Source organism: Pseudomonas sp. SCT (assembly GCF_003864275.1).
Taxonomy (GTDB): Bacteria; Pseudomonadota; Gammaproteobacteria; order Pseudomonadales; family Pseudomonadaceae; genus Stutzerimonas; species Stutzerimonas stutzeri_AE.
In genome coordinates, this window is sequence record NZ_BDJA01000002.1 from 25128 (window position 1) to 40557 (window position 15430).

General features: G+C 66.1%; 13 protein-coding genes. All 13 read right to left on the reverse strand.

Annotation, left to right across the window (positions count from 1 at the left end):
- Positions 1 to 60 precede the first annotated feature (60 nt).
- The 13 genes from BHD08_RS04515 to BHD08_RS04575 all read right to left on the reverse strand — a co-directional run bounded on the left by BHD08_RS04515 (position 61) and on the right by BHD08_RS04575 (position 15348).
- On the reverse strand, positions 61 to 1560 hold the full coding sequence (locus BHD08_RS04515; RefSeq protein WP_125020979.1) for a sigma-54-dependent Fis family transcriptional regulator: 1500 nt from the start codon (positions 1558 to 1560) through the stop codon (positions 61 to 63).
- 75 nt (positions 1561 to 1635) lie between these two features.
- Positions 1636 to 3006 (reverse strand): TRAP transporter large permease subunit, encoded by a 1371-nt coding sequence (locus BHD08_RS04520; protein WP_125020980.1) that lies wholly within the window; start codon positions 3004 to 3006, stop codon positions 1636 to 1638.
- 16 nt (positions 3007 to 3022) lie between these two features.
- Complete coding sequence (locus BHD08_RS04525; RefSeq protein WP_125020981.1) at positions 3023 to 3625, reverse strand: TRAP transporter small permease subunit; 603 nt, start codon at positions 3623 to 3625, stop codon at positions 3023 to 3025.
- Between the two features lie 173 nt (positions 3626 to 3798).
- On the reverse strand, positions 3799 to 4884 hold the full coding sequence (locus tag BHD08_RS04530) for a TRAP transporter substrate-binding protein (RefSeq protein WP_038662759.1): 1086 nt from the start codon (positions 4882 to 4884) through the stop codon (positions 3799 to 3801).
- A 406-nt stretch (positions 4885 to 5290) separates the two neighbouring features.
- Positions 5291 to 5689, reverse strand: coding sequence for a MerR family DNA-binding transcriptional regulator (locus BHD08_RS04535; protein ID WP_038662757.1), 399 nt, complete (start codon positions 5687 to 5689; stop codon positions 5291 to 5293).
- Positions 5690 to 5766: 77 nt separating this feature from the next.
- A complete protein-coding gene (locus tag BHD08_RS04540; protein ID WP_106157799.1) occupies positions 5767 to 6948 on the reverse strand; it encodes an acetyl-CoA C-acetyltransferase in 1182 nt (393 codons plus the stop codon).
- 258 nt (positions 6949 to 7206) lie between these two features.
- Positions 7207 to 7836 (reverse strand): CoA transferase subunit B, encoded by a 630-nt coding sequence (locus tag BHD08_RS04545; RefSeq protein ID WP_125020982.1) that lies wholly within the window; start codon positions 7834 to 7836, stop codon positions 7207 to 7209.
- Between the two features lie 4 nt (positions 7837 to 7840).
- Complete coding sequence (locus BHD08_RS04550; RefSeq protein ID WP_125020983.1) at positions 7841 to 8536, reverse strand: CoA transferase subunit A; 696 nt, start codon at positions 8534 to 8536, stop codon at positions 7841 to 7843.
- A gap of 85 nt (positions 8537 to 8621) precedes the next feature.
- The gene (locus tag BHD08_RS04555; RefSeq protein ID WP_125020984.1) at positions 8622 to 9521 is read right to left on the reverse strand and encodes a hydroxymethylglutaryl-CoA lyase; all 900 of its coding nucleotides are present in this window, start codon (positions 9519 to 9521) and stop codon (positions 8622 to 8624) included.
- A gap of 176 nt (positions 9522 to 9697) precedes the next feature.
- A complete protein-coding gene (locus BHD08_RS04560; RefSeq protein ID WP_125020985.1) occupies positions 9698 to 11608 on the reverse strand; it encodes an acetyl/propionyl/methylcrotonyl-CoA carboxylase subunit alpha in 1911 nt (636 codons plus the stop codon).
- Positions 11608 to 12405: a gamma-carboxygeranoyl-CoA hydratase gene (locus BHD08_RS04565; RefSeq protein WP_125020986.1), complete on the reverse strand. Its 798-nt coding sequence runs from the start codon at positions 12403 to 12405 to the stop codon at positions 11608 to 11610. Before BHD08_RS04565 ends, BHD08_RS04560 begins: the two co-directional genes overlap by 1 nt.
- Before the next feature lie 57 nt (positions 12406 to 12462).
- Entirely contained in the window at positions 12463 to 14070 is a 1608-nt protein-coding gene (locus BHD08_RS04570; RefSeq protein ID WP_125020987.1) for a carboxyl transferase domain-containing protein, read from the reverse strand.
- Positions 14071 to 14184: 114 nt separating this feature from the next.
- A complete protein-coding gene (locus tag BHD08_RS04575) occupies positions 14185 to 15348 on the reverse strand; it encodes an isovaleryl-CoA dehydrogenase (RefSeq protein ID WP_125020988.1) in 1164 nt (387 codons plus the stop codon).
- Positions 15349 to 15430 lie beyond the last annotated feature (82 nt).

Genomic DNA, 15430 nt, shown 5'->3' on the forward strand with positions numbered 1-15430 from the left:
AGATCAGCCACTGTGACCTTGCCGCGTCGTCAACTACGGCCAAGCCGCGGTTTAGACCGCTCAGCGCTGGCTCAGGCCGTGTTGCTGCAGCTTGCTGTAGAGGCTGGCGCGGGAGATGCCGAGTTCCATGGCGGCGCGCCGACGGTTGCCCTTGCAGGCGGCCAGTGCGCTCTGCAGGGCGCGGCGCTCGGCCTGAGCGATGGTTTGGGCCAGTGGTTGCAGCGGCACGTCTTCGATACTGGCTGCCGGCACGGCCTGCGCTGGGGCTGGTACGGCGGCGACATAGGCCGGTGCGTCCGCCGAGCGGGCCTGATCGCCGAGCAGTGGCATCAAGTGTGCCGCCTGCAGCTGCGGGCCGTCGGCGGACAGTTGCGCGCGCTCCAGCAGGTTGCCCAGCTCACGCACGTTGCCGCGCCAGGGTTGCGCGCAGAGCAGCGCCAGGGCTTCGGGGCTCAGCTCCATGGGCGGCTGGCCGGAGCGGTTGGCGATGTCGTCGAGCAGGTGTTCGACCACGGCGGGGATGTCGCTGCTGCGCTCGCGCAGCGGCGGCACGCGCAGGGCCAGGACATTGAGGCGGTAGTAGAGGTCGTCGCGGAACTGGCCGGCGGCGACCTTGGCTTCCAGGTCGATATGCGTCGCGGCAATCACCCGCACGTTGAGCGCCTTGACCTGGTTGGAGCCGAGCGGCTCGACTTCCTGCTCTTGCAGTACGCGCAAGAGCTTGGCCTGCAGCGGCAGCGGCAGGTCGCCGATCTCATCAAGGAACAGCGTGCCGCCGTTGGCCACCTCGAACTTGCCGATGCGCGCCTTGCGGTCGGCGCCGGTAAAGGCGCCCGGCGCGGTGCCGAACAGTTCGGCCTCGACCAGGCTTTCCGGAATCGCCGCGACGTTGACCGCGACGAAGGGCCCGCGCGCCCGTGGCGACAGGTTGTGAATGCCCTGGGCCAGCAGCTCCTTGCCGGTGCCGGTTTCGCCGCGCAGCAGCACGGTGGCATCGAGCTGCGCGGCGCGCCGGGCCTGGCGCTTGATCTCGCTGGCGGCCGGGCTGTTACCGATGAAACCGGCGATGGTGTAGCGCGCCCGGCGCGCCTTGGCCAATTCGTTCTGCGTGGCGACCAGCTGCGTCTGCAGGCTGGTGAACTTGGCCATCAGCGGCTTGAGGTGGCGGGCGCGGTCGAACAGCACGAAGCCCAGCGCGCCGACCAGGGTGCCGTCCTCGTCGCGCAGCGGGATGCGTGTAACGACGAAGTGTTCGTCGCCGAAGGCCATCAGGTCGATGATGCTTGGCAGGCCGCTCTCCACCACCTCGCGCAGGCGGCTGGCCGGCAGCACCTCCTCGACTTCCTTGCCGAGCACGCTGGATGGGTCGCGGATGCCGACCTTCTCGGCATACTTGTCGTTGATCCAGACGATGCGCGCCTGACGGTTGACCGCGATGGTGCCCTCGCACTGCGCGTTCAGGTGATCGAACAGCAGTGGCATGGCCACGGCGCGGAAGCGTTCCGGGGAAACGCCGACGATCAGGCCGTGGTTGTCGAGTGCGTCGCGGGCAATGCTCATGGGCAGTCAGGGTCCGTTCTGGGGCGACCGATTATGGTTGGCCCCGGCTGCCACGGGCAAGGCAGCCGGGCATGCTCACGGCTGTGAATAAACCTCGTTCGGCAGCCAGGTGGCCAGCGGGGCGAAGTAAAACACCAGCGCCAGGCCAATCAGCTGGATGACAATGTACGGCAGCACGCCGAGGTAGACGTCGCGGGTGGTGATGCCCGGCGGGCAGACGCCCTTGATGTAGAACAGCGCGAAGCCCACCGGTGGCGTGAGGAACGAGGTCTGCAGGCACAGCGCGAAAAGGATCGCGAACCACAGCGGATCGACGCCCATGGAAAACAGCACCGGCGCCACCAGCGGCAGGATGATCAGGGTGATCTCCACCCAGTCGAGGAAGAACCCCAGCAGGAAGGTGATCGCCAGCACCGTGAGCAGCACGCCGGTCTGGCCGAACGGCAGGCCTGTGAGCGCCGCACGGATCACGTCGTCGCCACCCAGGCCGCGCAGCACGGCGGCGAACACCGTGGCGCCGATGAAGATGCCGAAGATGAACGCGGCGGTACGGCTGGTCTGGTACAGCGCATCCTTGAGCACCGGCAGATTCAGGCGGCGGCTGGCGGCGGCCATCAGCAAGGCCCCGAAGGCGCCGACTGCCGAAGCCTCGGTGGTGGTGGCGATGCCAAAGAAGATCGAGCCGAGCACGGCGAAGATCAGCGCCAGCGGCGGCACCACGGCCCAGAACACGTCGAGCAGGGCACGGGCGTCGAGTTTCGGCCGGTTGGCCGGTGCCGGGGCGAAGTCCTTCTTCAACCAGGCGACGACCACGATGTAGAGGATGTACATCAGCGCCAGCATCATCCCCGGGATCAGCGCGCCCATGAACAGCTTGCCCACCGAGGCTTCCGAGGTGCCGAGGCGGTCAGCCATCAGCACCAGCATGATGCTCGGCGGAATCAGGATGCCCAGCGTACCCACCGAGCAGGCGGTGCCGACCGCCAGGCTCTTGTTGTAGTTGGCCTGCAGCATCGGCCCGATGGAAAGCATGCCGAGCAGTGCCACCGAGGCACCGACGATGCCGGTGGAGGCAGCGAGCAGGATGCCGACCACCACTACCGTCACCGCGTAGCCGCCACGCAGCGGGCCGAGTACGCGCACCAGGCTGTGCATCAGGCGTTCGGCGATGCCCGAGCGGTCGAGCATGATGCCCATGAAGATGAACAGCGGCAGCGCGACCATCAGCTCGTTGGCGACGATGCCGTAGATGCGCGCGTCGAGCACGCCGATGGTGCCATCCCAGGTGAACCAGAGATTGGCGCCGAAGTGTTCCACCAGCACATAGCCGACCACGGCGAACAGCAGGCCGATGCCGGCCAGCGACCAGGCGACCGGGAAGCCGAGCAGCAGCAGGCCCATGAAGCTGGCGAACATGGCGATGACGAGGATTTCTTCCAGACCCATGATTGCGACTACTCCATCAGGGCTGCGAACGAACGCGGTCGCGCTCGTCCGAGGGGGCCGTCAGGGCCCGCGGGAAATTGAACAGCAGGGTGCTGCAGCGCAGCGCGCGGGACAGCAGTGCCAGCGCCACCAGCAGCAAGCCCAGCGGCAGCACGCTCTTGAAGATGAAGCGGTAGGGCAACCCACTCGGCGCCTGGGAACGCTCGTTGTAGAGGTAGGCCTTGTAGGCGTAGGGGATCAGCGCATCGATCATCAGCGCGATCACCGGCAGGGCCAGCAGCACGATGGCGATCAGCTCGATCCAGGCCTGACTGCGCAGGCTGAAGCGTTCGCGCAGCACGTCGACGCGCACATGGTCGTCGCGCACCACGGCGTAGGCGAGGGCGAGCATCAGGGCGGCGCCGAACAGGTGCCAGGACAGTTCCTCCAGCGCAATGGAGCCGCGTGAGAGGGCGAATCGGCTGAACACATTGGCCAGCACGACCAGCAGCACCGCCAGCCAGAGCCAGGCGCTGGCTTCGCCGATGGCCACCAGCAGACGATCCAGCGGCCGCGAGATGCGGTTGTACGGCAGCGCGTCGGGCACTGGCGCATCGGGAGAGACGGGCTTGAAGGACACGGCGGACCTCGAAATCTCGACACAGGGGATAGGAGGCGGGCACGCTGCCGTGCCCGCGGGTTAGTGGCCTGTTTGGTAAGTCTGGTTGGTCAATTTCGGCGCCCATGGCCCCGATGCAACGTTGCTGCTCATTGCCTCAACCCACTCACCGCACAGGCCACAGCGCGTAGCCGTCAGTCGTACTTGTAGAAGTCGCGCGGCAGGTAGCCCATGCCGTGCCAGATCGAGTGGTGCTTCATGAACTCGCGCTGGCTGGTCAGCACGCGCTTGAACATCTCGTCCTTGGCGGCCATCTCGTCGAGCACCTCATCGGTGACCTTCTGCAGTTCGCGCAGTACCGGCTCAGGCAACACCTGGGCCTTCACGCCCTGCTTCTGGTAGTCGCGCAGCGCGGTCGGCTGTGCCCACTCGCTTTCGGCAAAACCCTTGAGGGTCGCCGACTCGCAACCCATCTCGATGAGTGCGCGGCTTTCCGGCTTGAGCTTGTCCCAGACATCCTTGTTCACCAGCAGGTGCGAGGTGGTCAGCGTCTGGTGCCAGCCGGGCATGATGTAGTTCTTGATGATCTGGTCCAGGCCCAGCATCTTGTCCACCGCCGGCTGCGAGAACTCGGTGGCGTCGATGGTCTTGCGCTCCAGCGCCTGGTAGATCTCGCCGCCCGGCACCATGGTCACCGAGGCGCCGAGCTTTTCCAGCACCTTGCCGCCGATGCCGGCGAAGCGGATGCGCAGGCCGTCGAAGTCCTCCAGCTTCTCGATGGGCTTGGCGAACCAGCCGGCGCCTTCCGGGCCGATGATGCTGCACAGCATCGGGTGGATGTTGCGCTGGGCGTAGATCTCTTCGAGCAGCTTCTTGCCGTCACCCTGGTAATACCAGGCCAGGTGCGCCGGCGGCTCCATGTTGAACGGCGCGCCGGAGTACAGCGGCAGGGCCGGGATGGTGCCCTGGTCGTAGCCGATCCAGGTGTAGCCGGCCGGGTACTTGCCGCTGCTCACCGCATCCATGATCTCGAACGGCGGCACCAGCTCGCCCGGCTCGTAGTAGCGCAGCTGGATATCACCGCCTGACACGGCCTTGAGCGATTCGGAGAGATGCTTGACCGGGGTGGAGAGGCCGATCAGGTGCGAGGGGAAGGCCAGCGGTACCTGCCAGCGGATCTTTTCCGCGGCACTGGCGACGCCACTGAGCAGGCTGGCGCCGAGCAGGGTGGTGGCGCCGATGGCGCAGGCGATACGGGAGAGTTTGTTCTTGGTCGACATGCAGGTTTTCCTTCTTGTTGTTGTTCTGGTGCCCGAGGGCGGACGCGTAACCGCCCGTGGGTCGAGGGCGTTAACAGGCCAGAACAAGAACAGAGGCCGAGCCGATGCTGCCGATCCGGCGCCAGTCTTGTTCTTTGGTTTGTTCTGGCGTCGTAGGCTGGATTGCAGGTTCTGTGCCTATCGCCCTCGGATGAGGAAAGGCGCGGGCTGCAGCGGCGTTCGAATGTTTGCAGGGCGATAGCGGTGTCCGCTGCGGCAGACACTGCTCAGGTGGAAATGCGGCAGTGTCCGAAATTCTGGAACATGTCCAGTTATGTGGACGACTGAATAGCTGACAGCGGGCAAACAAAATCCGGCGTTGCGCGGACGCGACGCCGGATGAGCGAAATGGGAGAGAGGAGAGCGATCAGCTGGCGGCTTGTTTGGCCAGGGTATTTTCCAGGGCGGTGCGGCAGCGTTCCTCGGCGGTGTCCAGTTCCAGCTGCATCTGCTGGATATCGAGTAGCTGCTGCTCCAGCTGCTGACGGCGCTCGGCGATCATCTGCAGCATGATGTTCAGCTGCTTCTGGTTGCCGGCCTTGGGGTCGTACAGCTCGATCAGCGTCTTGCATTCGGCCAGCGAGAAGCCGATGCGCTTGCCGCGCAGGATCAGCTTCAGCGCGACGCGATCCTTGCCTGAATAGATGCGTTCCTGACCGCGGCGGGTCGGCGTGAGCATGCCCTGTTCTTCATAGAAGCGGATGGCGCGAGTGGTGATATCCAGCTCGTTGGCCAGGTCGGAAATGCTGTAGGTCTGTTTAGCCATGATTCTTCCGATCATCCTCTGTCACGCCCGGCGAACCGGGCGCGTGTCTGCCAGCATGCCCTGCCGCGACGGTGCGCTCAGGGGCGTTCGACTGCCAAGGCTACTCCCTGGCCACCACCGATGCACAGCGTTGCCAGGCCCTTGCGAACATCGCGGCGCTGCATCTCGTGCAGCAGGGTCACCAGGATGCGGCAGCCCGAGGCGCCGATCGGGTGGCCGAGGGCAATGGCGCCGCCGTTCACGTTGACCTTATCGGCATCCCAGCCCAATTCCTTACCGACTGACAGCGCCTGCACGGCGAAGGCTTCGTTGGCTTCGATCAGGTCCAGCTCGGCCAGCGACCAGCTGGCCTTGTCCAGGCAGCGGCGGGTAGCGGAAACCGGGCCGATGCCCATGATCGCCGGGTCGACGCCAGCGTTGGCGTAACCGGCGATCTTCGCCAGTACCGGCAGGCCCAGGGCCTCGGCCTTGCTGGCGCTCATCAGCACTACCGCGGCGGCGCCGTCGTTGAGGGTCGAAGCGTTGCCGGCGGTGACGCTGCCGTCCTTCTTGAACGCTGCGCGCAGGCCGCCGAGGGAGTCGGCCGTAGTGCCGGCGCGGGGTTGCTCGTCGCGGGCGAAGGCGAGCGGATCGCCCTTGCGCTGCGGGATCAGCACCGGGGTGATCTCGGCATCGAAGCGGCCGCTTTCGATGGCGGCGGCGGCGCGCTGCTGGGACTGGGCAGCGAAGGCGTCCTGTTGCGCACGATCGATGCTGTACTTGTCGGCCAGGTTCTCCGCGGTGATGCCCATGTGGTAGTCGTTGAAGGCGTCCCACAGGCCGTCGGTGATCATGCTGTCGACCATCTGCGCGTGGCCCATGCGCAGGCCGGTGCGCGCGCCGGGCATGACATAGGGCGCCAGACTCATGTTCTCCATACCGCCAGCGATGACCACCTCGGCGTCGCCGCAGCGGATCGCCTGCACGGCCAGATGCACGGCCTTGAGGCCCGAGCCGCAGACCTTGTTCAGTGTCATGGCCGGTACGGCGTGGGGCAGGCCGGCCTTGATCGAGGCCTGGCGCGCGGTGTTCTGCCCGGCGCCAGCGGTGAGCACGTGACCGAGGATGACTTCATCGACCTGGGCCGGATCGATGCCGGTTTTTTCCAGCAGGGCGCGGATCACGGTGGCGCCCAGTTCGACCGCCGGCACATTGGCCAGCGCGCCCTGGAAACTGCCGATGGCGGTGCGGGTTGCAGCTACGATGACGACGTCTTGCATGACGGACTCCGAATAAAAAAGCGCTACGCCGGGGCGTAACGCGAGGGCCAGACACATGGCCTGGCTCCGGGAAAGGGTGCCCTCGAACGACAGGGGGCAAGCCGCTGGTCGGCGCGCTGGCAGACCGGTCAATGCCGCAGTATACGGGCGCCTCAGTGACTGGCCAGTGCTGGCGGGCAGCCGGCTCGAGGGCGTTCGGGGCAGGCGGGAAGACGCGGCGGGCAAGGGATGCTCCGGCGTTCTTCCCGCACGCTGGCTTCAGCGCTGGATCGGGCTGCCGGTAGCCTCTTGCAGCTCATCGAAGCTGACGCCTTCGGCCAGTTCTACCAGCTTCAGGCCCTGCTCGGTGACGTCCAGTACGCCGAGGTCGGTGATGATCCGGTTGACCACGCCGAGGCCGGTCAGCGGCAGATCGCAAGCCGGCAGGATCTTGTGCGCGCCGCCCTTGGCGGTGTGCTCCATCAGCACTACGACGCGCTTGACGCCGGCCACCAGATCCATCGCGCCGCCCATGCCCTTGACCATCTTGCCGGGGATCATCCAGTTGGCCAGGTCGCCCTTTTCCGACACCTGCATGGCACCGAGGATGGCCAGGTTGATGTGACCGCCGCGGATCATGGCGAAGCTTTGCGCGTTGTCGAAGAAGCTCGAGCCGGGCAGCGCGGTGACGGTCTGCTTGCCGGCGTTGATCAGGTCCGGGTCGATCTCTTCCTCGGTCGGGAAGGGCCCGATGCCGAGCAGACCGTTCTCGCTCTGCAGCCAGACGTCCATGCCCTCGGGGATGTAGTTGGCGACCAGGGTCGGCAGGCCGATACCGAGGTTGACGTAGAAGCCGTCCTGCAGCTCCTGGGCGGCGCGTTGCGCCATCTGTTCACGTGTCCAGGCCATGGTCTCAGCTCCTCACCGTGCGTTTTTCGATGCGTTTTTCCGGGTTCGGGTTGTGCACGATGCGATGCACGTAGATGCCCGGCAGGTGAATCTGGTCCGGGTCCAGCTCGCCGGTTTCGACGATCTCCTCCACCTCGACGACGCAGACCTCGCCGGCCATCGCTGCCAGCGGGTTGAAGTTGCGCGCGGTCTTGCGAAACAGCAGGTTGCCGGCCTTGTCGGCCTTCCACGCCTTGACCAGGGCCAGGTCGGCGGTCAGCGATTCTTCCATCACGTACCACTCGCCGTTGAACTGGCGGGTTTCCTTGCCTTCGGCCACCAGCGTGCCGTAACCGGTCTTGGTGTAGAACGCCGGAATGCCCGCACCGCCGGCACGCAGTTTCTCGGCCAGAGTGCCTTGCGGGGTGAATTCCAGGGCCAGTTCGCCGGCCAGATACTGGCGTTCGAACTCCTTGTTCTCACCCACGTAGGAGGAAACCATCTTGCTGATCTGCCGCGTTTCCAGCAGCAGGCCGAGGCCGAAGCCGTCGACGCCGGCGTTGTTGCTGATGGCAGTCAGGTCCTTCTTGCCGCTGTCGCGCAGGGCGGCGATCAGCTGCTCGGGAATGCCGCACAGGCCGAAACCGCCGACGGCGATGGCCATGCCGTCCTGAACCAACCCTTCCAGGGCGTGGGCGGCGCTGGGGTAAATCTTGTTCATGAATTACCTCTACTTGTTGTTCTGTCTGCGCCGGGCGCTACCTGAATGGGCGCCCGACGAATAGGGTTTAGCAAGAACGATGCCGCTAACCGGCTTGCCTGGCGCGGGCTACCCGCGAACCGTTGGCGCGGCCCAGCAGCTGGCTTATGCGCTGGCCGGCAGCGATCAACGCATCGAGGTCGATGCCGGTGGCTATGTCCAGCCCGTTGAACATGTACAGCACATCCTCGCTGGCGACATTGCCGCTGGCGCCTTTGGCATAGGGGCAACCGCCGAGGCCGGCGACCGAGCTGTCGAACACGGCGATGCCTTCCAGTAGGCTGGCATAGATATTCGCCAGCGCCTGGCCGTAGGTGTCGTGGAAATGCCCGGCCAACCGTTCGCGCGGCACCTCGCGGGCGACGGTATCAAACAGGGAGCGGGTCTTGCCCGGCGTGCCGGTGCCGATGGTGTCGCCAAGGGAAACCTCGTAGCAGCCCATGGCATACAGCTCGCGGGCGACTTCGGCGACCTTGGCCGGTGCCACCTCACCTTCGTAGGGGCAGCCGAGCACACAGGAAACGTAGCCACGCACGCGGATATCCTGCTCGCGGGCAGCCTCCATCAGCGGCGCGAAGCGCGCCAGGCTCTCGGCGATGGAGCAGTTGATGTTCTTCTGCGAGAAGGCTTCGGAGGCCGCACCGAACACCGCGACTTCCTTCACGCCGGCCTCGATGGCCGCTTCCAGCCCCTTCATGTTCGGCGTCAGCGCCGCGTAGGTGACCCCGCCCTTGCGCTGGATTTGCGCGAAGACCTCGGCGGAGCCGGCCATCTGCGGCACCCACTTGGGCGAGACGAAGCTGCCGACTTCGATGTAGCTGAGGCCAGCGGCGCTGAGGTCGTTCACCAGACGCACCTTGTCCGCCACGCTGATCGGCTGCTGCTCGTTCTGCAGGCCGTCACGCGGGCCGACTTCGACCAGCCGGACCTGTTTGGGCAGGCTCATATGTCCTCCTGGGGTGAGCGCGATTGGCGCGCTCACCGGTTTATTTCTGTCATCCGGCATCCGGACGGGGCCGGTGCCTGGTGTCAGTGGAAAAGCCTGCGGCGTTTTCCACCCTATGGCCTTGCGTTCATGCGTAGGGTGGACAACGGCGAAGCCTTGTCCACCTTGTGCATCCTTCAGGCCTCTTCCATCTCCAGCAGCACCGCGCCTTCGCTGACCATCTCGCCTTCGCTGCAGAACAGGCTCTTGACCACGCCGGCCTCGGCACTGCGGATGCTGTGTTCCATCTTCATCGCTTCCAGCACGATCAGTGCGGTGCCGGCCTCGACATGCTGGCCGGCCTCCACCAGTACACGAACGATGCTGCCGTTCATCGGCGCGGTCAGGCCGCCGTGATGCTGGTGGCTCGCTTCGGCTTCTGCGATGGGGTCGAAGGCGCGCACGGCCAGCCATTCGCCGTTCCACTGCAGATACAGCGCACCACCCTGGCGGATCGCCCTGGGCGTGCGCGCGTTTGGCTGCTGCGCTGCGGGATCGACCTTCAGCCGGCGGCTCTCGCCATTGCACTGCAGATGCAGGCTGATCTGCGCCGGCATGCCGAAACGCAGCCCGTCGCGTTTGGACCACGGCGAGTGGGCATCGTCGCCGCGTACCTTGGTCGGTTCGGTCTGCACGAAGCACTCCGCAGCCTGCTGCCAAAACGCATCGGATAGCTCGCCAGCCGGACGCAGCAATTCGCTTTCGTGACGCGGGATAAAGCCGGTATCCAGCTCCGCCTCGGCGAACGCGCGGTGGCCGACGACGCGGCGCAAAAACGCGAGGTTGGTGCGCACACCGCCAACGGCGGTCTCGTCGAGCATGGCCAGCAGGCGCAGACGCGCTTCCTCGCGGTTCTCGCCCCAGGCGATCAGCTTGCCGAGCATGGGGTCGTAGAACGGCGACACCGTATCGCCCTCGGCGACGCCGCTGTCGACGCGACGCCCCGGGCCTTCCGCCGCTTCACGGTAGAGCTCGAGGGTGCCGGTGGCCGGGAGGAAATCGTTGTCCGGGTCTTCGGCGTACAGCCGCACTTCGATGGCATGCCCGATCAGCGGCACCTGCGCCTGGCTGATCGGCAGCGGCTCGCCGCGGGCGACGCGGATCTGCCAGGCGACCAGATCGAGGCCTGTGATGGCTTCGGTGACCGGGTGCTCGACCTGCAGGCGGGTATTCATCTCCATGAAGAAGAACTCGCCACGGGCATCGAGCAGGAATTCCACGGTGCCGGCTCCGACGTAGCCGATGGCCTGCGCGGCCTTTACCGCCGCCTCACCCATGGCGCGGCGCAGTGCCGGGGTCAGGCCGGGTGCCGGCGCTTCCTCGACGACTTTCTGGTGGCGGCGCTGGATCGAGCAGTCGCGCTCGTTGAGGTACAGGCAGTTACCGTGCTGGTCGGCAAACACCTGGATCTCCACGTGACGCGGCTTGAGCACGTATTTCTCGACCAGCATGCGCGAATCGCCGAACGACGACTGCGCCTCGCGCTGGGCGGAGGCCAGCGCTTCGGCCAGATCGGCCTCGCGCTCGACCACCTTCATGCCCTTGCCGCCACCGCCGGCGGTGGCCTTGAGCAGCACCGGGTAGCCAATGGTCTCGGCGGCGGCGCGGAAGGTTTCGTAGTCCTGGGCCTGGCCGTGATACCCCGGCACCAGCGGCACGCCGGCTTCTTCCATCAGCGCCTTGGCCGCCGACTTGCTGCCCATGGCGTCGATGGCAGAGGCGGGCGGGCCGAGGAAGATCAGCCCGGCCTGTTCGATGGCGCGAGCGAACTCGGCGTTCTCCGAGAGGAAGCCGTAGCCCGGGTGGATCGCCTGGGCGCCGCTGGCCTTGGCCGCTTCGATCAGCTTGTCGATGCGCAGGTAACTGTCGGCCGGCTTGGCGCCGCCGAGGTCGATGCGAATATCGGCTTCGCGGGCGTGGCGCGCGCTGGCGTCGATGGCGCTGTGTACGGCGACGGTGGTCAGGCCCATGGCCTTGGCGGTGCGCATCACACGGCAGGCGATCTCGCCGCGGTTGGCCACCAGCAGGGTATCGATAGGACGATTCATTACTTGTTCTCCTGCCAGGCGGGCGTGCGTTTTTCCAGGAAGGCACTCAGGCCTTCCTGACCTTCCGGGCTGGTGCGCAGGCGGGCGATGGCCTGTTCGGTGGTCTGGCGCAGGTCAGCGTCGAAATCGCCGTCGCCCACCTCCAGTAATAGCTCCTTGCAGGCCTTGAGCGCCTGCGGGCTGTTGAGCAGCAGGTTGTCGACCCATTGCTCGAGCGCGGCGTCCAGTTCACTGGCCGGATAGGTTTCGGCGAGCAGGCCGAGTTCGCGGGCGCGCTGGCCGTCGAAGCGTTCGGCGGTCAGCGCGTAGCGGCGGGCGGCGCGCTCGCCGATGGCCTTGACCACGAACGGGCTGATCACCGCCGGGGCCAGGCCGATGCGGACTTCCGACAGGCAGAACAGCGCTTCGCTGGCGCCGATGGCCATGTCGCAGCAGGCGATCAGCCCCAGCGCGCCGCCGAAGGCCGCGCCCTGCACCACGGCCAGGGTCGGCTGCGGCAGCTGGTAGAGGCGCTGCATCAGCTCGCCCAACTCATGGGCATCAGCGAGATTGGCCTGGTAGTCGAGCTTGGCCGACTCGCGCATCCAGCCCAGATCGGCGCCGGCGGAGAAATGCTTGCCGCGTCCGCGCAGGATCAGGAAGCGGATGCTGGCATCGTCCTGCACCTGGGCCAGCGCCGCGTTCAATTCGCCGATCACCCGGGCGTCGAAGGCATTGTTCTTGTCCGCGCGGTTTAGCCAGAGGGTGGCCACGCCGCGCGCGTCTTTGTTCAGTTCGATGGTCTGGAAATCGGTCATCTCGGCATCCTCGATGGGACTGCAGTCGCCGGCGCGCTTGGCTGCCGGCGGCTCGGATTACATGCGGAACACGCCGAAGCGGGTCGGCTCGATCGGCGCATTCAGCGCGGCGGACAGTGCCAGTCCCAGCACCTCGCGGGTCTGCGCCGGGTCGATCACGCCGTCGTCCCACAGCCGCGCGCTGGAGTAATACGGATGGCCCTGGCGCTCGTACTGCTCGAGGATCGGCTGCTTGATTGCGGCTACCTCGTCGGCGCCGAGGCTCTTGCCGGCGCGTTCGCTTTGCTCCTGCTTGACCTGGGCGAGTACCCCGGCGGCCTGTTCGCCGCCCATCACCGCGATGCGTGCGTTGGGCCACATCCAGAGGAAGCGCGGGTCGTAGGCGCGGCCGCACATGCCGTAGTTGCCGGCACCGAAGCTGCCACCGATGAGCACGGTGAACTTCGGCACCTGGGCACAGGCCACCGCCGTGACCAGCTTGGCGCCGTGCTTGGCAATGCCGCCGGCCTCGTATTTCTGCCCGACCATGAAGCCGGTGATGTTCTGCAGGAACAGCAGCGGAATGCCGCGCTGGCAGGCCAGTTCGATGAAGTGCGCGCCTTTCTGCGCCGCCTCGGCGAAGAGGATGCCGTTGTTGGCGAGGATGGCGATCGGATAGCCGTGCAGGTGGGCGAAGCCGCAGACCAGGGTGGTGCCGAACAGCGCCTTGAATTCATCGAACTCGCTGCCGTCCACCAGTCGCGCGATCACTTCGCGCACGTCGTAGGGCTGCTTGGCCTGCGCCGGGATCACGCCGTACAGCTCGTCGGCGGCATACAGCGGCGCGCGCGGTTCGCGGGTCTGCAACTGGCCGAGCTTGCGCCAGTTGAGGTTGGCCACGCAGCGGCGGGCGATGGAAAGGGCGTGCTCGTCGTTCTCGGCGTAGTGGTCGGCGACACCGGAGGTCTTGCAGTGCACGTCGGCCCCGCCCAGTTCCTCGGCAGTCACCACCTCACCGGTGGCGGCTTTTACCAGCGGCGGGCCGGCGAGAAAGATGGTCGCCTGGTTGCGCACCATGATGGTTTCGTCAGCCATCGCCGGCACATAGGCGCCACCGGCGGTGCAGGAGCCCATGACCACGGCGATCTGCGGAATGCCCATGGCGCTCATGTTGGCCTGGTTGAAGAAGATGCGGCCGAAGTGCTCGCGATCCGGGAACACCTCGTCCTGGCGCGGCAGGTTGGCGCCGCCGGAGTCCACCAGATAGATGCAGGGCAGGCGGTTCTCGCGGGCGACGGTCTGCGCGCGCAGGTGCTTTTTCACCGTCAGCGGGTAGTAGGTGCCGCCTTTCACGGTGGCGTCGTTGGCGATGATCATGCACTCGATGCCTTCGACACGGCCGATCCCGGCGACCACGCCGGCGGCGGCGACGTCTTCGCCATAGACCTCATGGGCGGCCAGCGGGGCGAGTTCGAGGAAGGCCGAGCCGGCGTCGAGCAGGGTATCGATGCGCTCGCGCACCAAGAGCTTGCCGCGCGAGACGTGGCGCTGCTGGGCGGTGGCGCCACCGCCTTCGCTGACGCGACCGAGCAGGGCGCGCAGGTTGTTCACCTGTTCGAGCATCGCTGCGCTGTTGGCGGCGAACTCCGGCGAACGGGTATTGATCTGGGTGTGCAGGATGGCCATGGTTGGCTCCGTTCAATTCCATCATGGATGGCATTGCCATCCACCGACTGCGGTGGAAAACGCTTCGCGATTTTCCACCCTACGAGGCTGGGGGCGTTCTTTTTGCCCGCAGGCTCACCTGGATTCGTTGAACAGCTCGCGGCCGATCAGCATGCGGCGGATCTCGCTGGTGCCCGCGCCGATCTCGTAGAGCTTGGCGTCGCGCAGCAGGCGGCCGGTGGGGAATTCGTTGATATAGCCGTTGCCACCGAGAATCTGGATCGCTTGCAACGCCATCTGCGTGGCGTTCTCGGCGGTGTAGAGGATGACCCCGGCGGCGTCCTTGCGGGTGGTCTCGCCGCGGTCGCAGGCCTGGGCGACGGCGTACAGATAGGCGCGGCTGGCGTTGAGCTGGGTGTACATGTCCGCCACCTTGCCCTGGATGAACTGGAATTCGCCGATGCTCTGGCCGAACTGCTTGCGATCGTGGATGTAGGGCACCACCACATCGAGGCAGGACTGCATGATCCCGGTCGGGCCGCCGGCGAGCACCACGCGCTCGTAGTCCAGGCCACTCATCAGCACCTTGACGCCGCCATTCTCGACACCGAGCACGTTCTCTTGCGGCACCTCGACGTCATCGAAGAACAGCTCGCAGGTGTTGGAGCCGCGCATGCCGAGCTTGTCGAACTTGTTGCCGCGGGAGAAACCCTTCCAGTCGCGCTCGACGATGAACGCGGTGATGCCGTGCGCGCCCTTGTCCAGGTCCGTCTTGGCATAGATCACGTAGGTGTTGGCGTCCGGGCCGTTGGTGATCCAGGTCTTGCTGCCGTTGAGCACGTAGCGGTCGCCGCGCTTCTCGGCGCGCAGCTTCATCGACACCACGTCGGAACCGGCATTCGGTTCGCTCATGGCCAGCGCGCCGACGTGCTCGCCGCTGATCAGCTTGGGCAGGTAGCGGGCCTTCTGCTCGGGGTTGCCGTTGCGGTTGATCTGGTTGACGCACAGGTTGGAGTGGGCGCCGTAGGAGAGGGCGACCGAGGCCGAGCCGCGGCTGATCTCTTCCATCGCCACCACATGCGCCAGATAGCCGAGGCCGGCGCCGCCGTACTCCTCGGAGACGGTCACGCCGAGCAGACCCATCTCGCCGAATTTCTTCCACATGTCCGCCGGGAACAGGTTTTCCTGATCGATGGCTTCGGCGCGCGGAGCAATCTCGGCGGCGACGAAGGCCTGCAGCTGCTCGCGCAGCATGTCGATGGTTTCACCGAGGGCGAAATTGAGGCTGGAGTAGTTCATGGGGCCACCTGCTTGTCTTGTAATTGTTCTGTGTTCAGAGGATTCGTTCGTCCGGCGGAGTGCAGGCCGGCGCTCTGGTAGC